Origin of the sequence: uncultured Corynebacterium sp., from assembly GCF_937999985.1 — a bacterium.
Classification (GTDB): domain Bacteria; phylum Actinomycetota; class Actinomycetes; order Mycobacteriales; family Mycobacteriaceae; genus Corynebacterium.
The window spans coordinates 52,350-73,090 of sequence record NZ_CALLDG010000052.1 but is presented as its reverse complement, the minus strand read 5'-3'; the positions used below and the strand labels follow the sequence as shown (position 1 = coordinate 73,090).

17 protein-coding genes and 1 riboswitch are annotated in these 20,741 nt (G+C 63.1%); of the genes, 7 read left to right on the top strand and 10 right to left on the bottom strand.

Annotation, left to right across the window (positions count from 1 at the left end):
• Positions 1-29: 29 nt before the first annotated feature.
• The 3 genes from gcvH to gcvP all read right to left on the bottom strand — a co-directional run bounded on the left by gcvH (position 30) and on the right by gcvP (position 4,717).
• Complete coding sequence (gene gcvH, locus Q0331_RS02445) at positions 30-413, bottom strand: glycine cleavage system protein GcvH (RefSeq protein WP_298074562.1); 384 nt, start codon at positions 411-413, stop codon at positions 30-32.
• A gap of 119 nt (positions 414-532) precedes the next feature.
• Positions 533-1,702: a glycine cleavage system aminomethyltransferase GcvT gene (gene gcvT, locus Q0331_RS02440; RefSeq protein WP_298074560.1), complete on the bottom strand. Its 1,170-nt coding sequence runs from the start codon at positions 1,700-1,702 to the stop codon at positions 533-535.
• A 48-nt stretch (positions 1,703-1,750) separates the two neighbouring features.
• Positions 1,751-4,717, bottom strand: coding sequence for an aminomethyl-transferring glycine dehydrogenase (gene gcvP / locus Q0331_RS02435; RefSeq protein WP_298074558.1), 2,967 nt, complete (start codon positions 4,715-4,717; stop codon positions 1,751-1,753).
• Between the two features lie 49 nt (positions 4,718-4,766).
• Positions 4,767-4,876: riboswitch (glycine riboswitch) on the bottom strand.
• Positions 4,877-5,103: 227 nt separating this feature from the next.
• Here gcvP and Q0331_RS02430 point away from each other — a divergent pair.
• Positions 5,104-6,012, top strand: coding sequence for an SDR family oxidoreductase (locus tag Q0331_RS02430; protein WP_298074556.1), 909 nt, complete (start codon positions 5,104-5,106; stop codon positions 6,010-6,012).
• A gap of 53 nt (positions 6,013-6,065) precedes the next feature.
• Here Q0331_RS02430 and Q0331_RS02425 read toward each other — a convergent pair whose 3' ends face one another.
• Genes Q0331_RS02425 through Q0331_RS02410 form a run of 4 tightly spaced genes read right to left on the bottom strand, consistent with a single transcriptional unit; the run spans position 6,066 to position 9,456 of the window.
• A complete protein-coding gene (locus Q0331_RS02425; RefSeq protein ID WP_298074554.1) occupies positions 6,066-6,524 on the bottom strand; it encodes a hypothetical protein in 459 nt (152 codons plus the stop codon).
• A gap of 16 nt (positions 6,525-6,540) precedes the next feature.
• Positions 6,541-7,140, bottom strand: a complete 600-nt coding sequence (locus Q0331_RS02420; RefSeq protein WP_298074552.1) for a PTS glucose transporter subunit IIA — start codon at positions 7,138-7,140, stop codon at positions 6,541-6,543.
• A gap of 11 nt (positions 7,141-7,151) precedes the next feature.
• The gene (locus tag Q0331_RS02415) at positions 7,152-8,039 is read right to left on the bottom strand and encodes a sulfurtransferase (RefSeq protein WP_298074550.1); all 888 of its coding nucleotides are present in this window, start codon (positions 8,037-8,039) and stop codon (positions 7,152-7,154) included.
• Positions 8,040-8,082: 43 nt separating this feature from the next.
• Positions 8,083-9,456 carry a sodium/glutamate symporter gene (locus tag Q0331_RS02410; RefSeq protein WP_298074548.1) on the bottom strand — a complete coding sequence of 458 codons (1,374 nt, stop codon included), beginning with the start codon at positions 9,454-9,456 and terminating at the stop codon, positions 8,083-8,085.
• Positions 9,457-9,709: 253 nt separating this feature from the next.
• Between Q0331_RS02410 and Q0331_RS02405 the strand changes: the two genes are divergently transcribed.
• Positions 9,710-10,069: a DUF4333 domain-containing protein gene (locus Q0331_RS02405; protein ID WP_298074546.1), complete on the top strand. Its 360-nt coding sequence runs from the start codon at positions 9,710-9,712 to the stop codon at positions 10,067-10,069.
• A gap of 81 nt (positions 10,070-10,150) precedes the next feature.
• Here Q0331_RS02405 and Q0331_RS02400 read toward each other — a convergent pair whose 3' ends face one another.
• Positions 10,151-11,671, bottom strand: a complete 1,521-nt coding sequence (locus tag Q0331_RS02400) for an aldehyde dehydrogenase family protein (RefSeq protein WP_035004878.1) — start codon at positions 11,669-11,671, stop codon at positions 10,151-10,153.
• A 176-nt stretch (positions 11,672-11,847) separates the two neighbouring features.
• The gene (clpB, locus tag Q0331_RS02395; protein ID WP_298074543.1) at positions 11,848-14,469 is read right to left on the bottom strand and encodes an ATP-dependent chaperone ClpB; all 2,622 of its coding nucleotides are present in this window, start codon (positions 14,467-14,469) and stop codon (positions 11,848-11,850) included.
• A gap of 274 nt (positions 14,470-14,743) precedes the next feature.
• On the opposite strand from clpB, the gene dctP reads away from it, so the two are divergent.
• The 4 genes from dctP (at position 14,744) to Q0331_RS02375 (ending at position 18,608) form a co-directional block, all read left to right on the top strand.
• Positions 14,744-15,949 carry a TRAP transporter substrate-binding protein DctP gene (gene dctP, locus Q0331_RS02390; protein WP_298074541.1) on the top strand — a complete coding sequence of 402 codons (1,206 nt, stop codon included), beginning with the start codon at positions 14,744-14,746 and terminating at the stop codon, positions 15,947-15,949.
• The gene (locus tag Q0331_RS02385) at positions 15,946-16,563 is read left to right on the top strand and encodes a TRAP transporter small permease (RefSeq protein ID WP_298074539.1); all 618 of its coding nucleotides are present in this window, start codon (positions 15,946-15,948) and stop codon (positions 16,561-16,563) included. Before dctP ends, Q0331_RS02385 begins: the two co-directional genes overlap by 4 nt.
• Positions 16,564-16,566: 3 nt before the next feature.
• A complete protein-coding gene (locus Q0331_RS02380) occupies positions 16,567-17,853 on the top strand; it encodes a TRAP transporter large permease (protein WP_298074537.1) in 1,287 nt (428 codons plus the stop codon).
• A 104-nt stretch (positions 17,854-17,957) separates the two neighbouring features.
• Positions 17,958-18,608, top strand: coding sequence for a hypothetical protein (locus Q0331_RS02375; RefSeq protein ID WP_298074535.1), 651 nt, complete (start codon positions 17,958-17,960; stop codon positions 18,606-18,608).
• A gap of 4 nt (positions 18,609-18,612) precedes the next feature.
• Here Q0331_RS02375 and Q0331_RS02370 read toward each other — a convergent pair whose 3' ends face one another.
• Positions 18,613-19,386, bottom strand: a complete 774-nt coding sequence (locus Q0331_RS02370; RefSeq protein ID WP_239388190.1) for an IclR family transcriptional regulator — start codon at positions 19,384-19,386, stop codon at positions 18,613-18,615.
• 151 nt (positions 19,387-19,537) lie between these two features.
• On the opposite strand from Q0331_RS02370, the gene Q0331_RS02365 reads away from it, so the two are divergent.
• Positions 19,538-20,704 (top strand): acyl-CoA dehydrogenase family protein, encoded by a 1,167-nt coding sequence (locus tag Q0331_RS02365; protein WP_298074533.1) that lies wholly within the window; start codon positions 19,538-19,540, stop codon positions 20,702-20,704.
• Positions 20,705-20,741 lie beyond the last annotated feature (37 nt).

Genomic DNA, 20,741 nt, shown 5'->3' with positions numbered 1-20,741 from the left:
ACCGACCATAGGGTCTTGCGGGCCTTGTTTTACTCGTTAGCCGCCTGGTAAGCCTCAGCGTCCATCAGCTCGCCAGCCTCGGTCACCTTGACCTCGTACAGCCAGCCCTCACCGTAGGGATCCTCGTTGATCAGGCCAGCATTGTCCTCTAGTGCCTCGTTCACGGCCACGATCTCGCCGGAAACCGGTGCGTAGATGTCGGAAACGGACTTGGTGGACTCAACCTCGCCGAAAGCCTCGCCGGCCTCGATCTCGGAGCCAACCTCCGGCAGCTCGACGAACACGATGTCGCCCAGCGCCTCAGCAGCGATGTGGGTGATACCCACGCGCACGGTCTCGCCCTCCACGACGGCGGAGGTGTTAACCCACTCGTGCTCCTCGGAGTACAGGAAATCGGTTGGCAGTGCAGTCATTGTTTTAAGCCTCTCTTGTGAAACCTTGTGTGGCTACTTCTGTGGTTGCCTGCCCAAACCTTACACCAGCGGGCAGACAACCCTTTTCGTTACTTACGCTTGCTTACAACTCTCGCGTGCTACTTTTCGCGGGAGTAGAACGGCAGCGCCACGACCTTGTATTCGAAGCGCTTGCCGCGGATGTCCACCTCCACGGTCGCCCCCTCGGCAGCCGCGCCGGAGGAAACCGCGGACGTCGCAACGTATTCCAGTTCCACCGGGTGGCCCAGCGTCGGGGATAGTGCACCGGAGGTCACGGCACCGATGGCCTTCTCGCCCTCTCCCGCGAACACCTCGTATCCCCCACGGGCAGCGCGGCGACCTTCGCCCACCAGCCCGATAAGCACCTGCTGGGTGCCCTTTTCCTTGGCGGAAACGATGGCGTCACGACCAACGAAAGAGTCCTTCGACTTCGTCGCCGCGAGGATGCCCAGACCCGCATCGACCGGGGTGAGCTTCAGCGACAGCTCGTTGCCGTACAGCGGCATGCCGGCCTCCAGGCGCAGGGTGTCGCGGCAGGCCAGGCCGCACGGCAGGCCACCCAGCTGCCCGGCCTGATCCATGGCCTTGGTCCACACGATCTCCGCGCCGTCGTTGGCCACGATCAGCTCGAAGCCGTCCTCGCCGGTGTAGCCAGTGCGGGCCACCAGCACGGGCTGACCTGCGGCAACACCGCTGAATGCGGCGTAGTAGCCCAACCCCTCGATGGCCTCGGCAACGGTCTCGCCCGCGCCGGATGCCTCGGGTGCGTCCACCACGTTCTCCACGATCTCCAGCATCGCCTGCGCGGCCTTCGGACCCTGCACGGCGATCATGGAGGTCTCGTCGGACTCGTTGTTAACCTCCACGTCGAAGCCCTCGGTGCGACTCTGCAGCGCGGAAACCACGTTGTCCACGTTGCCCGCGTTCGGCACGATCAGGAACTCGTTCTCGCCCAGGCGGTAGGTGATCAGGTCGTCGATGATGCCGCCGGACTCGGCGCAGATCATCGAGTACTTCGCCTTGCCGACCTTCACTGCCGACAGCTTGGAAATCAGCGCGTGGTCCAGGAACTCCGCCGCCTGCGGGCCGGTCACGCGAACCTCACCCATGTGGGAGAGGTCGAATACGCCCACGGCATTGCGTACAGCGTGGTGCTCGTCCAGCTCACTGCTGTACTTCAGAGGCATGTCCCAGCCGCCGAAGTCGGTAAATCGCGCGTCCAGCTTCTCGTGCACCAGGTGCAGCGCGGTCTTCTTAAGTTCGGTCATGTCTTGTTCTCCTTCTTCTCTTTGTGACGCCCTTAGCCCCAACGGACCCTAGTCCTCGTTGATTGCGAAGTCTTCCAGGGGCGGGCAGGTGCACACGAGATTGCGGTCGCCATAGGCGTTGTCGATACGACGCACGGGGGTGAAGTACTTGGTGTGTCGCAGGCTGGCCACCGGGTATGCGGCCTTGGCGCGGCTGAAGTGACCACCGGATACAGCTTCCTCGAAGTCGTCCCGCACAACAGAATAGGCGGTAAACGGCGCGTGACGCAGAACGGACTGTTCGGCGGTGACCTTGCCGTCAATAACTTCCTGGATCTCCCCGTGGATGGTGATCATCGCTTCAATGAAGCGGTCCAGCTCTTCCTTGTCCTCCGACTCGGTGGGCTCCATCATCAGGGTGCCGGCGACCGGGAAGGCCAGGGTCGGGGCGTGGAAACCGAAGTCCATCAGGCGCTTGGAGACATCCTCGGCGGTGATGCCGGAGGCCTTTGTGAGTTCACGCAGGTCCAGGATGCACTCGTGGGCGACCAGGCCGGTGTCGCCCTTGTACAGCGTCGGGTAGTAGTCCTCCAGCTTGCGGGAAACATAGTTGGCGTTCACTAGGGCCATGCGGGAGGCCTCAGTCAGCCCCTCGTCACCCATCTGGGCGATGTAGGACCAAGTGATCGGCAGCACGCCAGCGGAGCCGTACTGCGCGCCGGAGACCGGCTGGCCGGACTGCAGGGCAGCATCGCCCTCGATAACGTCGGCGTTCGGGTCGGTGGGCAGGAACGGGATCAGGTGCTCTGCCACGCATACCGGGCCCACACCCGGGCCGCCACCGCCGTGCGGAATGGTGAAGGTCTTGTGCAGGTTCAGGTGGGACACATCGCCGCCGAACTCGCCCGGCTGGGCCAGCCCGACCAGGGCGTTCAGGTTAGCGCCGTCGACGTACACCTGGCCGCCAGCGTCGTGGACCTTCTGGCAGACGTCACGCACCTGCTCCTCGAACACGCCGTGGGTGGAGGGGTAGGTCAGCATGATGGCGGCGGTCTGCTCGCCATACTTCTCCAGTTTGGCCTCCAGGTCCGGCACGTCGATGGAGCCGTCCTCGGCGTTCTTCACAGCCACTACCTTCAGGCCCGCCAGCGCTGCAGAAGCAGCGTTGGTGCCGTGCGCGGAGGCCGGGATTAGCACGATGTCGCGCTGGTGGTCACCACGGGACTGGTGGTAGCGGTGGATCGCCAGCAGGCCGGCAAACTCACCCTGGGAGCCCGCGTTCGGCTGGACGGAAACCTTGGCGTAGCCGGTGATCTTCGCCAGGCGCTCCTCCAGGTCCTCGATGAGCTCCAGCCAGCCCTGTGCCTGCTCGGCTGGGGCGTGCGGGTGGATGCCAGCGAAGCCCGGCCAGGTAATCGGCTCCATGGAAGAAGCCGCGTTCAGCTTCATGGTGCAGGAACCCAGCGGGATCATCGTGCGGTCCAGCGCCAGGTCGCGGTCGGCCAGCTTGCGCATGTAGCGCATCATCTGGGTCTCGGAGGTGATGGCTGTGAAGATCGGGTGGGTCAGGATCTCGTCGTCTTCGGCGCGCAGCACGCCGGCCTCGCCCAACGGGCCGGCGGTGACGTCGAAGCTCGCGGAGTTGACCTCACCTGTGCGGGAACCCAGCACCTCGATCAGCTTGGCGATGTCCTCGTCCGTGGTGGACTCGCCGACAGAGATGCCGACAAAGGAATCGTTAACCTGGCGCAGGTTGTAGCCTGCCTCGGCTGCCGCGCGCAGAGCCGTGGGGGCGTCCCCAAGAGAAGAACCAGACACGTCAACGGTGACGGTGTCGAAGAAGGTATCGTGCGCCAGCGTCAGGCCAGCCTCGGACAGGGCAACGGCAAGGGCAGTCGCGCGGGCGTGCACACCCTCGGCGATGGCGCGTAGGCCAGCCGGGCCGTGCCAGACCGCGTAGAAACCGGCGACGACGGCCAGCAGAGCCTGAGCGGTACAGATGTTACTGGTAGCCTTGTCGCGGCGAATGTGCTGCTCGCGGGTCTGCAGGGCCAGGCGGTAGGCCGGGGTGCCCTCGGCGTCCACGGACACGCCCACGATGCGGCCCGGCAGCTTGCGCTGCAGAGCCTCGGTGCAGGAGATGAAGCCCGCGTGCGGGCCACCGAAGAACAGCGGCACGCCGAAGCGCTGGGCGGAGCCGACGGCGATGTCCGCGCCCTGAGAGCCCGGGGAGGTCACCAGAACCTGAGCCAGCAGATCACAGGCAACCGTCACCAGGGCTCCAGCCTCCTTCGCCGCGGAGATCAGGCTGGACAGATCGCGCACGCGACCGGTGGAGCCGGGGTTGGAAAGCACCACGCCGACCAGGTTCTCGCGCCCCTCGAACGCCGCGGCAGCGCTCTCACCGGCGCCGTCCTCGCCGTCCAGGTCCACGACCTCCACCGGGATGCCCGCAGCCTCAGCACGCGCCAGGGTCACGGTGATGGACTGCTGGTGCAGGGAGGAATCCAGCAGCACCACGCCGCCCTTCTTGGCGGCCTTCGCATTGCCGCGAGCCATCAGCTGCACGGCCTCGGCCACGGCGGTGGCCTCGTCCAGCAACGAAGCGCCAGCCACTGGCAGGCCGGTCAGGTCCTGCACCATCGTCTGGAAGTTCAGCAGGGCCTCAAGGCGGCCCTGGGAAATCTCCGGCTGGTACGGGGTGTAGGCGGTGTACCAGCCCGGGTTCTCTACCACGTTGCGGCGGATCACGGCCGGGGTGATCGTGTCGAAGTAGCCATTGCCGATCAGCTGCTGCTTCTGCACGTTCTTGTCGGCATAAGCACGCAGGGCGGCCAGGGTGTCCGCTTCATCCAGCGCCTCCGGCAGGCCGATCGGGCCGGCCTGGCGGATGGACTTCGGGAGGGCATCGTCGGCCAGCGCGACGGAAGATTCGTAGCCCAGGTAATCGAGGATCTCCTGGGTATCGGCCTGGTTCGGGCCGATGTGGCGCTGAACGAAGGGGGCTGAGTTACGGCGAGTAGCTGCAGAAGACATGGCTTTATAGGGACTTTCCGGTCGTAAGTGCACGGTCGTTAAAAGGAGCCCTCCCCACTCTGTCGCTTGTGCCTGAGAGCTTCACCCGGTCAACCCGGCTTTTCTCCTTCGGCGCCCGCGTGCACACGACTGCGCGCGGGTCTTTCCAGAGTTGCCTCACTGTGACGGTACTTGGGGCCTGAGAGTGTCCTGGGGAGGAATTGCTCCGTCGGCGGCCGGCGCATAACGAGCGCCGAGCCTCTCCCACCACAGCTAAAAGCGGCAAGAACATATGCAGTTTTCTCCCACATCATAGCCGTAGTGCGACGGATCACTAAAGAATCCGGACAATGCGAAAAATCTCATTCCGCCCGCATACCCCCACTCCAGCAGCCAAAATAATGAGCATGGCAAAACTTTCTAGCATCCTCCCCAGCCCTTCTCGCCCACTTCCCGCCGTCAGCGGCGGAGTGGCTATCGTCACCGGCGCTTCCTCCGGCATCGGCCGCGCAACTGTCGCCGCCCTAGCACAGCTCAAGGCCGACGCCACTGCTGCCGGATCCGGCAACTCCGGCGCAGACGCTTACGTCCCCGACCGCATCATCGGCACCAGCCGCAACCCCGACAACATCACCGACCCCATCGACGGGGTGGAATACCTCCCGCTCGACCTCGAAGACCCCTCCAGCATCGACGAGTTCGCAACCCGCGCCCTCGCCCTCGGCCCACCAACCGTGCTGGTGAACAACGCGGGCGAAAGCCAGTCCGGCCCCCTGGAGGAGCTCCCCGACGATGCCCTGCACCGTCTATTTGAGATCAACGTGCTGGGACAAGTGGGCGTCACAAAGAAAATCCTTCCGACAATGCGGCAACAAGGGGCCGGGCGCATCGTGATGGTCGGTTCGATGCTGGGCAGCTTCCCGCTGGCCTATCGCAGCAGCTACGTCGCCTCGAAGGCCGCGATCAAGGGATTCGCCTTCGCCGCCCGGCGCGAGGTCCAGCCCTTCGGCGTGGGCATATCCGTGGTGGAACCCGGCTCCATCAACACCGGGCTATCCACGAGGCGCACGAAGTACGTGGACTTGCACGGCCCCTACGGCGCGGAGTTCACCACCATGCTGACGAACCTGGATAACAACGAGGCCAATGGCATCTCCGCCGAACGCGTGGCCGAGGAAATTTTGAAGCCCATCACCGCGGCCCGGCCCAAGCCGCTGTACGCAACCGGCTCAATGGCGCCGGTGGTCTTCCCGCTCTCACGCGTGCTGCCGACCGCGACAATGCACTGGCTGATCAACCGGAAGCATGGGCTATAGGCACGTACCCAGCCAGCGCCGCCCCGGCATCCTCCGCGCCGCTTGAGTCCGAATTACGTCCGGAAGCTCTTGTCCCAGACGTCCTCCACGGGCTCATCGTCGCGCAGGAAAAGCTCATCGTCGACGTCGCGGCCCCGGCGGGTAGACCAGTCATCCCACGGTGCGGCGAACAAAGCCAGCACGGCCGCGCCGACGATCCCCATGATCATCAGCGAGCCCGCGACAACGATCAGCCAGATCGGCGAAAGCAGATAAAACACCATCGCCAGCAGTGCCGTCCCGACCAGCCCGATAACGCTCATCAGCGTATATAGACGGTTCACGGGGTGCCGCCGGTGCCCATAACTATTGCGCTGCGTGGCCACCAGCGGCCACACCTGAAGCACAGCCAGCACCACAAAATAAACCCCGGCGATGCTCTGTAGCTGCTGCGGCGTGAAGATCTCCACCACCCGCGACAGCGCCAGAATCATGCCAACCACCGACAGGATGCTAAAAATCCTCCGTGTCATTGCCCACGCACCCCCTTTACACCCAGAACAGGTTGTCGCCGTCCATCACAGGCTCGCCGGAGAACACGTCAAGCTTTATTTCTGACGCCCCCATCTGCAGCCCCAACACCATCACCACCGGATCGAACCCCATCCGGCCCAACTCCCGGGGAGCGTACGTGCACACAGGAGTTCCCTGACGCACCAGGTCGCCCTCCTGGACGTGCACGTCGAATCCCTGGCCGTTAAGTCGCCCAGTATCCACCCCCAACTGCATGAAGATCGACGGCTGGTCGGCCAGCGTCTCCGCGTGAAAGTTGTCGGGGTGAGCGCCAGGCTCCTGGGGCAAGCCTCCAGGCGCGGGCTGCGTCTGGATCACAAACATGTTCGGCGCCACGCGCTTCATCACTCCCCCGATAGGCGCGAGAATCTGCACGACCTCCACACCTGCATCGGGGATCACCGCCACTCCGGCGCCAATGGTGCCGGTGGCGAGGATCGGATCGGGGACGGAATCAAGGCTAACGGCTGTCCCCGACAGCGGGGTCACAACGGGAAACTTCGCAGAGCGGTTCTGCGCAGCCACTTCGCGCTGCTGGCCAGGCCTACGGGGATCCAGGGAAAAGTTGGGATCCATACTCCCGCAGTTTAGTCGCGCTCGATGGGGCGCGAGGCGGAAGCGGACCATTGGGACCAACCTCCTACAAAGTTGTTCGCGCCTGGCAGGCCCGCGTATTCCATCGCGGCGATAAACAGCGAAGAGTGCAGGCCAGAGCCAGAGTACACGCACACGTCGTCACCGCTGGTCACACCGTTATCGGCGAGGATCTGTCGGATCTCCTCCGGGGTTTTCACGCGGCCGCTGGCGCTGCTATCGCGCTCGCTGTGGTTGTTGAAGAGCTCCTTGACCGGGATGTTGATGGCCCCGGGGATACGGCCCGCCTGGTGGTCGAAGCGTTCCTTTCTACCGGAATAGCGGGAGGCCTCACGGGCATCCACCAGGATGCGCTCCTCGCGCCACTGCTCCACTTCCTCAAGGTCGAGGGTCGGCATGCTGCCCGGGCGTACCTCCACGTTACCCCGGCCGCGCAGTGCTCCGATACCGCCGGCAACGTCGCCGCCTGCGGCCTCCCAAGATTTGGTGCCGCCGTCCAGGATGCGAACATTCTGCACACCTGCCCAACGGAAAACGAACCATGCGCGGGCCGCGTAGAGGTTGGCGCCGGCGTCATAAATATAAACAGGGCGACCATCCGTAATGCCCCAATCGTCGAAGCTTTTCTGCAGGCGCTCCGGCTCGGGCAGAGGGTTACGGCCCTTGCGGCGGGACGGGATAGAAGCCAGGTGCATCAGGGGGTTACAGAACATGGCACCGGGGATGTGCTGCCCCACGTATGCCTCCCAGGCGCTGTTTTCGGTGCGCGCCCAGTGCGAGTCGATCACGGTCATGCGTTCGCCCCGCTGGAAAGCCTCCAGCATCTCCTCACCGGAGACGAAGGGGCTGGCGGGCTGCTGTTGGGCAGAAGAGTTGCTCATAGTTGCTTAGTGTAGAACCTCGCGCCCGCCGATGTTGCGCACGCTATCCCGCCGCGGCCGCCTTTCCGGAGCGTTTACCCTTGCCCGGCCGTTTGCCTGTCCTCTCTGGGAACCAGCCCCGCACTGCGGCGAAGACGATAATGCCCACCGCCGCGGCAGTCGCTATACCTCCGATACCCCAGGTCAGGCCGGCTATCACGGCGATCGGGGCGAGGATGTTCATGCCAATTTCGATCGGCGCATAGCCCACATAGGCCATGCCGTACTCGTTCATCGTGCCGGACTTCAGATCCGGATCCACGATCTTCAGCAGTGCAATACCCGTAGCCACGGCGGCGGTGGCCCAGCCCCAGCCGAAGATGCCGCGCTCCAGCCACTTATCGCCGAAGAACATCGGCGCAATAACGAAGAAGAACAGGCTGCAGTACGCAATTCCCAGCACGAACAGGATCGCCAGCGGAACCAGGTAGTTCGCCACCGCGTCCGGCTTAATGGAGGCAATACCGAAGGCGATCATGAAGTCCGTCGACGCGCCGGAGATCGACTTCACCGTCTGCTGGTCCAGGTACTTCGGGCGTTTGATGACGTGCAGGAAGACCTTACCGCCAATGCCCACCACGAATGCCAGGGCAAACAGCGGCACCGATACCGCCGGGAAGAAGTGGCCGATGATCTGCTGGCCGATGTAGGCGAACATTACGGTCACTGCGATGAAGCCGGCATGCAGAGCCAGGGGCTCAATCGACGATGGGTTCGTGGTGGCCTTACCGATGGAAGGCTGCTTGGCTTCGTCCTCGATCTGGCCAGAGCGCAGCTCCCACGGCAGCTTCTCTGGCAGGGTGGACGTGCGCCCGGTGCGGATACCCCAGTTTGCGAAGATAATTCCACCGATGATCGCGGCCAACGTACCGACAGTCGCTGAGGTGAACCCCAGGGACATGGCGGCGTCCGCACCAATATCCCCGAACGCGCCACCGACGGCCGCGGCAGTGCCGAATCCACCGACGAAACCGACGGGCAGCATCATGCCGAACCACTCTGGAGTATCGAAAACCGGTCCGAAAACCAGCAGGCCAAGCAGCATAAAGATGCCCCACTGGCCGAGGAACATGGAGGTGGAAAAGCCCCACATGTTCTTCGCCTTCGAGGCATCGTTGGAGGCGAAGGTCATACTGTACGGCATAGAGGCAAACACGACGGCGATCAGCAGGGTGGAGTAATCGCCCAGCGCGCCGGAGAACGGCAGCAGGCCCAGCACCTCTGGGCCGAGGAGCAGCGCGAGCAGGCCCGCAGTAATCGGCGCGGGAATCAGCAGGTTGCGGAACCATTCGAAGTGGCGCCTCATAAACGTGCCGATAATCAGCAGCACCGAAATCATGCCGACATCCATCAGCAGGTCAAAGACCGTAAAGTCCATGGAGGCTCCCTCTTCTGTTCTATATGTATTCTCTTTGTGCTGTGCGCTCCGTTGCTCTGGGTATTTTATCGCACCCTCTTATTGACGCCTGCGTTTCCCGGACAAACATACTCAGCATCGATTAAGTTTAAACCGTGCAGCGTACTGCACGCTGGGGAACATTTCGCCAAGGGGCGACATTCCATACCCCGGATGCCTGAAGAGGCATTTCAGCACGCCACCAGCTACAAACGAGAGAAAGAAACTGCTCCACATGAACAACATCCGCACTTCCGCTGACCCCGCCCGCTCCGCCTACTTCTCCAAGCGCCTCGGCGCCGCTTTCTTGACCGGCGCGCTGGCCGTCACCGGCCTGAGCGCTTGCTCCCTGCTCGGCGAAAAAGAGGTGTCCCAAGCGGATGTGGAGAAGGGCATCTCCGATTCCCTGGAGAAGGAGGTTGGCCGCAAGCCAGAGCGCATCGAATGCCCCAGCGGTCTGAAGGCGGAAGAGGGCGCGAAGATTGAGTGCAAGCTGCACGATTCCGGTGAAACGTACAGCGTAGACGTCACCGCGGACTCCGTGGACGGTGACAACGTCCACTACAACGTGGAGGTCGCTGACCAGGCGGAATAATTCGCCAAATACGACACACCCCGGCCTCCCGCGCTGACAACGAGTGCGGTTGAGGCCGGGGTGGCGTCCATAAGAAAAGAGCTAGAACAGCCCCGACGGCTCATCCGAATAGGACCACAGCAGGTTCTTGGTCTGCTGGTAGTGCGCGAGCATCATCAAGTGGGTCTCACGCCCCAAACCGGACTTCTTGTAGCCACCGAAGGCCGCGTGGGCTGGGTAATTGTGGTAGTTGTTCACCCACACGCGGCCCGATTGAATCGCGCGGCCAGCCTTGTATGCAGTGGTGCCGTTGCGGGACCATACGCCCGCTCCCAGACCGTACTCCGTGTCGTTGGCGATGCGCATGGCCTCATCGAAGTCCTTGAAGGTAGTCACGGCCAGGACCGGACCGAAAATTTCCTCCTGGAATAGGCGCATGTCATTGGTGCCCTTAAAGATGGTGGGCTCGATGTAGAAACCGCCGCTGCGGCCCGAGATCTCGTTTACACCGCCACCGCACAGCACCTGTGCACCCTCCTCGGGGCCGGACTGCAGGTAGCCGGTGATCTTATCCATCTGCTCCTGGGAAGCCTGTGCGCCCATCATAACGTCCGTGTCCAGTGGGTTTCCGACGTTGATGGACTTCACACGCTCGATGGCCAGGGCTAGGAAATCTTCGGCAATATCCTCCTGCACCAGGGCTCGGGACGGGCAGGTGCAGATCTCGCCCTGGTTCAGCGCGAACATGGCCAAGCCCTCAACGCACTTTTCCCGGAACTTGTCGTCCTGGTCCATGATGTCGCTAAAGAACACCGACGGGGACTTGCCGCCGAGCTCCAAGGTGACGGGGATAAGCTTCTCCGCAACCGCCTTGTTAATGATCTTGCCGACTTCCGTGGAGCCGGTGAACGCGATCTTGTCGATACGGTCGGAGGCAGTGAGCGCGGTGCCCGCCTCTGTACCCAGGCCGTTGACGATATTCAGCACACCTTCCGGAACGATGTCCTGGATGAGTTCTGCGAACAGCAGGATGCTGGCCGGGGTTTGCTCGGCGGGCTTCAGCACGATGGCGTTGCCAGCGGCCATGGCGGGGGCAAGCTTCCACGCAGCCATCAGCAGCGGGAAGTTCCAGGGGATGATCTGCCCGACCACACCAAGTGGCTCGTTGAAGTGGTAGGCGATGAGGTCTTCGCTGATCTGGGAGGTGCGGTCTTCCTGGGCGCGGAGAGCACCGGCGTAGTAGCGGAAGTGGTCAACCGCGAGCGGGAGGTCGGCGGCGAGGGTTTCGCGCACCGCCTTGCCGTTATCCCAAGTCTCAGCGACGGCCATCATCTCTAGGTTCTCTTCCAGGCGGTCGGCGATCTTCAACAGAACGGCGGCGCGGTCCTGTACGGAGGTCGCTCCCCAGCCGGGCTGAGCCTTCTCTGCCGCGTCGATTGCCTTCTCAATGTCCGCTTCCTTCGAGCGCGGAACCTGGCAGAACACCTCGCCGTTGATGGGTGAAACGTTGTCCAGGTACTCGCCGTCGACAGGTGGCACCCACTGGCCACCGATGAAATTGCCGTAGCGCTCCTTGAAATTGACGACACTACCTTCGGTACCAGGATCAGCATAGACGGTCATATGAGTACTCCTTTGAGTAGAGGTCGGGTGTGCCCAGGGGCGGCCACGCTCAGCTCGCCACCCCGGTCGCCTTGTGGCGTGCCTCACACTCTAGTTTTACAACCAAACGTTTGCCAACCTCACTCAAAACAAACCAGACGCTCGGAGTAGCTTTGGGCTGCCAAAAGCGTCAGGTATTAGCCCTCGTCTTCAACGGCGCCGAGCGACGTAATGACCAGTCCCGGAGCATCAGCCACGCCAGCACTGTCAGCGCCAGCACCGGCATCGCCACTGCGGTCAATGTCCACGCGCACCGTGTCACCATCGCGCACCTCACCGGCCAGCAGCTTCTTGGCCAGCTGGTCGCCGATCGCCTTCTGGATCAGGCGGCGTAGCGGCCGGGCGCCGTAGGCAGGATCGTAGCCGTGCTCGGCCAGCCACGACTGGGCGTCATCAGTAACATCCAGAACCAAACGACGGGCCGCAAGACGCTCTGCCAGATCGCCCACCTGGATAGACACGATGGACTTCAGCTGCTCGGCAGACAGCGGGTCGAAGATCAGCACGTCGTCGAGTCGGTTAATGAACTCCGGCTTGAAGGCGCGCTTCACGGCCTCCATGACCTCCTCGTCCGTGCCGCCGGCGCCGAGGTTAGAGGTCAGGATCAGGATCGTGTTGCGAAAGTCCACGGTCCGGCCCTGGCCATCGGTCAGGCGACCTTCGTCCAGCACCTGCAGCAGCACGTCGAACACGTCCGGGTGCGCCTTCTCCACCTCATCGAACAGCACCACCGTGTAGGGGCGGCGCCGCACAGCCTCGGTCAGCTGGCCACCGGCGTCGTAACCGACGTATCCCGGAGGGGCACCGACCAGGCGGGCGACGGAGTGCTTCTCGCCATACTCCGACATGTCGATGCGCACCATGGCGGTCTCGTCGTCGAACAGGAAGTCGGCCAGAGCCTTCGCCAGCTCCGTCTTACCCACACCCGTCGGACCTAGGAACAGGAAGGAACCAGTCGGGCGGTTCGGGTCCGCCACGCCGGCGCGCGCACGGCGCACCGCATCAGACACGGCATCGACCGCACGATGCTGGCCAACCACGCGGCCGCCCAGCACGAGCTCCATGTTGAGCAGCTTCTCGGTCTCGCCCTGCAGCATCTTGCCCGCGGGCACGCCGGTCCAGGCGGAAACCACGTCGGCGATAGTATCCGGCGTGACCTCCTCTGTCAGCATCATGCCTTCCTGCTGCTCGGCCACGGTCTTCTCAGCCTCGGCCAGCTTCTTCTCCACGTCCGGGATATGCCCGTAACGCAGCTCGGCAACCTTTGCGAAGTCACCCTCGCGCTCGGCGATTTCGGACTCACGGCGCAGGTTATCCAGCTCTTCCTTCAGCTCGCGCAGGCTGTCTATACTGCCCTTTTCGTTTTCCCAGCGGGCGGTCAGGCCGGCCAGCTTTTCCTTCTCGTCGGCCAGCTCGCTGCGCAGGCGCTCGAGACGGTCCTTCGAGGCAGCGTCGGTCTCCTTCTCTAGCGCCATCTCTTCAATCTCGAGGCGGCGGACCACGCGCTCCACATTGTCGATCTCCTCGGGTCGCGAGTCGATCTCCATGCGCAGACGGGAAGCAGCCTCGTCCACCAGGTCGATGGCCTTATCCGGCAGGAAGCGGCTGGTGATGTAGCGGTCCGACAGGGTCGCGGCCGCCACCAGCGCGGAGTCCTGGATGCGCACGCCGTGGTGCACCTCATAGCGCTCCTTCAAGCCACGCAGAATACCGATGGTGTCCTCCGCCGTCGGCTCGCCGACATAAACCTGCTGGAAGCGGCGCTCCAGCGCGGCATCCTTTTCGATGTACTTGCGGTACTCGTCCAGAGTGGTCGCACCGACCAGTCGCAGTTCACCGCGAGCCAGCAGCGGCTTGATCATATTGCCGGCGTCCATGGCGGAATCGCCGCCCGCACCAGCACCGACAATGGTGTGCAGCTCGTCGATGAAGGTGATGACCTCGCCCTCGGCCTCCTTAATCTCGTCCAGCACAGCCTTCAGCCGCTCCTCGAATTCGCCGCGGTATTTCGCGCCGGCGACCATGGAGCCCAGGTCCAGGCTGATTAGCTTCTTGCCGCGCAGGGACTCGGGCACATCGCCGGCGACGATGCGGCGCGCCAGGCCTTCGACGATTGCGGTTTTACCGACGCCAGGCTCGCCAATGAGCACAGGGTTGTTCTTCGTGCGACGGGAAAGCACCTGGACGACTCGCCGGATCTCCTGGTCACGTCCGATCACGGGGTCGATCTTGCCTTCGCGGGCGCGTGCGGTCAGGTCGGTGGAGTACTTCTCCAGCGCCTGGAACTGGCCTTCCGGCTCCTCGGTGGTGACCTTTCGGTTGCCGCGAACAGATTCGAAAGCGCCGCGGATAGCTTCGAAGGTGGCCCCTGCGTCGTGCATCACCTTGGCTGCGTCGGAGTTACCCTTGGCAATACCGGCCAGCAGGACCTCGGTGGAAACATAAGTATCGCCCAGCTGCTCCGCCAGCTCCTGGGCAGCGGTCAGCGCGTTCAGCGCGTCACGGTTAAACTGCGGGTTTGCCATCTCGCTACCGGTGGCCTGCGGGTATCCGGCGACCAGGTTCTTAGCCTTCACCGAGATTGTCTGCGGCTCCACGCCTGCGGCCTGCAGCACTGGCAGGGCGATGGAATCTTCCTGCTCCAGCAGCGCAACGAGCAGGTGCGCCGGTCGAATGTCCGGGTTGCCCTTGGCGGAGGCATCCTGGAGTGCAGCCTGCATTGCAGACTGGGTCATTGTGGTGGGGTTGAAGCTCGTCATTTCTACATCTACCTCCTACGGCTTCATGCCGGTCGCGATTGCACGCTCCCGACTTTACTTGAGTACACCTGACTCAACCACCACAGCCTTGAGTCTATTCCGCTCAATTTACGTATATGAGTGTGATTTACCCCACAAGTTCACCCCCGATCTACTTTTCTCGACGAAAACGATCGCCTTTCGCACACTTTGGAGGTTAGATGAAACTTATCCAAATCGGGAACAGATTACCTATATCTGTAACAAGTATCCGTAACGAGAGGGTGAAGGGACCATGCTCCGACTCCACAAAAAGAAAGCGCCCCCGCACCACAGCACGCCACACCACAGCACGCCGCGAAGCCGCCGCACCCGCCCCACCTGCCGGGTCGCCTCTGCCATCACGGCAGTCGCCGTGACGGCCGCCCTGCCCGGCGCGCTCACCGCCTGCTCCAACTCCTCCGCTGAACCTTACGCCCCCGGCAGCACCGCGGAGCTAAAAATGGCTGACAGTTACTCGCTCACCCACCCCGTCGGTACTGGCGGCACTCAGCCCTTCCTCGACCAGCTGGAAAAAGACTCCTCCGTTGACGTCGAGTACTACGCCTCCGGGCAGATGGGCAAGCAGGCCGACATCCCCTCCGTCGTGCGCAGCGGCGTAGTCGACATGGCGGTCATCTCCCCCTCCTACGTCAGCTCCAGCTTCCCACTCAGCAGCGTGGGCGACCTCCCGGGGTTCAGCTCCGATGCATGCGTGACCGCCTATGCACTGCGCGACCTGGTGAAGCCAGGGGGCGTCCTCTATGAAGAAGAGCTCAAGCCCATGAAATTCATGCCGCTCTGGACCGGCTCCATCCCCGGCTACGAGGCCATGACGGCCGGCCAGGACCCCTCGCATCCGAACAGCTTCCAAGGCGCAGTGCTCCGCTCCACCGGCGGAGCCCTGGACCGCGTGATCGACGAGATCGGCGCCGCCGGCGTGAGCATGCCCATCGGCGATATGTACGAGGCAATGTCTCGCGGCACCGTCGAAGGCACGCTCGCCAGCCCGATCTCCATCACCCCCTACGGGCTGGAGGACGTGGTCCACGCAAGCACCTACGGCGCCCAGCAGGGCAACTTCACCTTTTTCTACGGGATCAACTTGGATACCTGGGACCGGCTGAACGACCAGCAGAAGAAGGCGCTGACCGATGCGGCGGACAAGTCCCAGCAGTCCGTCTGCGAAGAGCTCAACGCAGCTCGCGAAGACTCAGTGCAAAAGATGAAGGATGCCGGCGTGCGCTTCTACGACGTCACCGACGGCGAAACGGCCAAAGAGTGGGAGAACATCTCCCAGCCCGTACTAAACAAGTGGATCGAAGTCGCCGAATCCAAGGGGCACCCCGCCCAGCGGGTCGTGGACGACTTCGAGGACGCACTGAAGCGCCATGCGGATCGCGCGGGTGCGGGCGTCACCGACCCGAAGACCCGAGCCGAAGCAAAGGAGCAGCAGTCATGACCAGCAGCAACTTCGTCCACCCGGGCCACCACGGCACCGCCGAACGCAGCACATACGGCTACCACACCGAGGACCACCCCGGCTTCGACAAGATCCAGAACACCGTCTCCGCGGTGTGCGCCTGGATCGCCGGCGCGGCCATCCTCGGGCTGGCGCTGGTCACATTGGCGGAGATCGTAGCGCGCGAGTTCTTCGGCGCTCCCCTGGGCTGGAACATCTCCGTCACCGAGCGCTACCTATTGCCGATCACCGCGTTCTTCGGGCTGGTCACCACGTACCGCACGGGCACGCACATCGCAGTGGAGTCGTTGTTCAGCAAGTTCGCGCCCAAAGTGCAGAAGACCATCCTGTTGTTAATCCACCTAGCCGTGGTGATCACCATGATCTTCGTCTTCATCGGCGGATGGAACCAGACGTACATGGCGTTCTCGCTGGGCCACGCCACCCTGCCCGGCATGGCTGACCTAGCCACTCCCGACTGGACCTACCGCGTGATCGTGCCCATCGCCGCCGCCCTGTGCGCCTTCGTCGCCGCGCTGGATTTTGTGCGGGAACTGATCACCCCGTGGGATCGCCCCTATACCGACTACGACCCCGGCGAGGAAGAGGTTTAAACCATGCTTGCGCTTACTGTCGTTGTGCTGCTGGTCGCGCTGATTATCCTGCGCGTCCCCGTCAGCTTCGCCATCTTCGGCACGGCCACGGTCGGCCTGATCGCCCTCGGCGGGGTCGAGCTGGCCATCGCCACCATGGAGACCTCGCCGTTCGCCGCCGTGCGTTCCAACTCTTTGTCCGCCGTGCCGCTGTTCATCCTGATGGCGCAGCTGATGCTGATGTCTGGTCTTTTGGATTCTGTTTTTGACGCCGCCAAGGCGCTCGTCGGCCGCATCCCCGGAGGTACCGCCATCGCTTCCATCGGCGCAGGCACCGCGTTCGCGGCCGTCTCGGGATCGTCCACCGCTGCCGCGGCCACGTTGGCGCAGACCTCCTCTACCCGCATGATCGAGGAGGGCTACCACAAGGGCACCGCCACCGGCCTGGTGGCAGTGGTCGGCACGCTGGCGGCGATGATCCCACCGTCGATCATCTTGGTCTTCTACGCGATCACCGCGGAGGCTCCCGTGGGCGACGTGCTGGTCGCGGGCTTCTTCCCCGGCCTGGTTGTCGCTATGGGTCTGGTGCTGGTGATGTACATCAGCTTCCTGAAGGACCGCTCCCGTGCCCCGCAGGGCGAGCCGGTTCCCCTTTCAGAGAAGGGCCTGCAGCTGCTGAAGTCTTCCCCACTGCTGCTGATCTTCCTGGCCGTGGTCGGCTCCATCTTCACCGGTATCGCCACGCCTACGGAGGCCGCCGCCCTGGGCGTGCTGGCCGCGCTGATTCTGGTGATCGCGAAGGGTCGCTGGGATACCAAGAAGTTCGGCGAAACTGTTCTGGAGACGGTGAAGACCACCGGCATGATCTTCGCCATCATCATGTCCGCGCACGTACTGGGGCACTTCCTCACCGAAACGCGCGTCACCCCGAAGCTGGTCAGCGCCATCGGCGAGTCCTCCCTGCACCCGCTGGTAATCATGGCTCTGATCGGCGCGGTGTACCTGATCCTGGGTTTCTTCATGGATCAGATCGCCATCATCGCCCTGACCGTGCCGGTGACCCTGCCCATCGTCGAAGCGCTGGGTTACGACCCCGTCTGGTTCGGCATCTTCATCGTCCTGCTGGCGGAGACCGGCATGGTCACCCCGCCCATGGGCCTGAACGTGTTCGTCGTCTCCAAGGCCGTGCGCATCAACCCGATGATCGTGTTCAAGGGAGCATTCCCCTATGTCGTGATCATGCTGGTTATCGCCCTGGCCTTCCTGCTGTGGCCCGAGCTGGTGCTGTGGGTGCCGGAGTTGGCCGCTTAGGCTGGCGCGTGCCCGTCGGGTATGGGGTTCCTTTCTAAAACACTAGAGAACGCATAGTGCTCAAAACCTGTTTAAGCTGCAGAGCATCCATTAGCGTTTAGTCCATGTACAAGGATCGCTACGTTGTCCTGCAAGCATCCACCTTCACCGAAGAGAAGGTGGATCCCGACCTCTTTTTCGACCGGTTTCGCTGGGCCGAATTATCCCTGGGTTTTTCCTACACCGGCGATTCCGACGGAAAGGTAATCCCTCTTAGCCTTTGGGAAATTAATGATGCTACCCACGACACTATTGAAGATCTGCAGACTATTCGCGCACACTTAACCGTGCGATCGAAAGAGGATCGCTTCCCTCTTCGCCCGTTATTTGCCGTGTGGGACTCCGCATTGCCAAGTTCCGCGCTCTCAGCTCTCCACTCCATCAGTATGAGCGCGATTTCCGACTTCGGCGTGCCCCCAATTCCCAGCATCGAGACTTCCTCCGCTTGCGAGCGAAGCGTCAACGCATATGAACAGGACGAACCTTGGGCCAGCTCCGTCAAATCGCTCGAACAGACCATCTCTCGTCATCACATGAAGCAACGAGGGAAGATCACCGCATTCTCCGGTGGAAAAGAGGTTTCCAAGGAGGCATACTATGCGGAAAGCTTTCGCCCCGCACTAATCTCCAGCGCCTTTGAAACCATCTTGCACGCCCTCCCCCAGGGAGAGGACTGGCGAATCACCGCCACTTCTTCAACGACGAACTCAGCTTGAGCTGCTAACGGTTCCAGCGGGCGCTGTGGCGTCTTAAAACCTCAATAATCCGATCCGCGTCGCGCGCGATCTGCTCGGTCGAGGCAATGACGGACACCGAGGCCACCGCCACTCCCTGGCTCTCGACGCGCACGGCCACACCATCCGCGCCGTTCAAAGCCACGCCGGGGGCCACGCATTCGCCGGTCGCGCGCATGTCTGGGTACCAGCGCTGGAACTTATTGATGGTCTCCTGCGAACTCTCGGAAGCAGCCAGAATCCCCCACACCTGCTCGTGCCCCAGCCCGGAGAGGATCGCCCATCCCGCCGATGTCTCGAGTGGCGGGCGCTGCAGCCGGTTTTGCGCCAGGTACTCGAACTCGGGGTCCGACAGCGCGTAGTCGAGGTAGTAGACATTGTCACCTACCAATGACGCCAACACGGCGATATAGCCTGTCTCTTCCACCACGTCTTCCAGCATCTCGTGGGTGACCTGATCCACGGGGCGGCTACCGGCGAGAGTACTCAGCAGGTACGGGGCGAGACCCAGGCGGAAGGCTTTATCCCGTTCTTCCAGGTATCCGGCTGCGACCAGGCCATTCACCAGGGATTGGGTGGAACTTACTGGCGCGCCGATGGCCTTGGAAATATCCGTGAGTCCGCGCGGCTGCGGGTTGCGGGCCACGAACTCCAGGATGTCCGCGATCCGGTCGACGGTGCGGTGGTGGGATCTACCGGGCTGCTGGTCGACGGGAAAGGGGAACCGCGGCGCGGACTCTGGGTGGGGCGCGTCGGGCATTGGGGGTTCCTTTCGGCTTGGGGTGGCGGCTGACTACGACGATGTTAGAGGAAATTTTCACAAAAGCCTTTCGGAACGAAACAACTTCCCCTACACTCATTGGTACGCAAATCAGTATACAGATACCTATATACGTAAGGAAATGACTGGCATGACTTCTTCCCCGCTCGACCTCACCTCCTTCAACAGCCTGCTCTCCGACGAAGAGCGCATGCTGCAAGAAGCCATGGCGGACTTCGCCAACAAATCCCTCAAACCCAACGTGCAGGAGTGGTTCGAAAACGGCACCCTGCCCGCCAAGGAGCTCGGCCCGCAGTTCGGACAGCTCGGCGCGCTGGGCATGCACCTGGAAGGCTACGAGTGCCCCGGCGCCTCCGCCGTCGCCTACGGCCTGGCTTGCATGGAGATCGAGGCCGTGGATTCCGGCCTGCGCTCCTTCGTCTCCGTCCAGGGCTCCCTGGCCATGTTCGCCATCCACCACTGGGGCTCCGAGGAGCAGAAGGAAAAGTACCTGCCGAAGATGGCCGCCGGTGAGTACCTGGGCTGCTTCGGCCTGACGGAGCCCGATGCCGGCTCCGACCCGGCGTCTATGAAGACGCGCGCAACCCGCGACGGCGACGAGTGGGTCCTCAACGGCACCAAGATGTGGATCACCAACTCCCCCGTCGCCGACGTGGCCGTCGTCTGGGCTCGCACCGAGGATGGCTTCGCCGGCTTCATCTTGGAAAAGGGCATGGAGGGCTTCACTGCCCCGGAGATCCACAAGAAGCTTTCGCTGCGCGCCTCCATCACTGGCGAGATCGTGCTGGACAACTGCCGCGTGCCGGACTCCCAGCGCCTGCCGAAGATCGACACCCTCCGCGGCCCGCTGACCTGCCTGAACGAAGCCCGCTACGGCATTATCTGGGGTGCCCTGGGTGCAGCCCGCGACAGCTTGGAAACCGCCATCGAGTACACCGAGACCCGCGAGGTATTCGGCAAGTCCCTGTCCAGCTACCAGCTCACCCAGGCGAAGCTGGCCAACATGTCCGTCGAGCTCAACAAGTCCGTCCTGCTGGCCCTACAGCTCGGCCGCCTGAAGGACAAGGGCGAGCTCGCCCCGCACCAGGTCTCCGTCGGCAAGCTGAACTCCACCCGCGTGGCTCTGGAGATCGCCCGCGAGTGCCGCACCCTGCTGGGCGCTTCCGGCATCACCCTGGAGTACTCGCCACTGCGCCACGCCAACAACCTAGAGTCCGTGCTGACCTACGAGGGCACTGCCGAGATGCACCAGCTGATCATCGGCCAGGCCCTCACCGGCAAGGGCGCATTCCGCTAAACCTCCGCGCACCCCACCCCACCCCAACCCTCCCAAC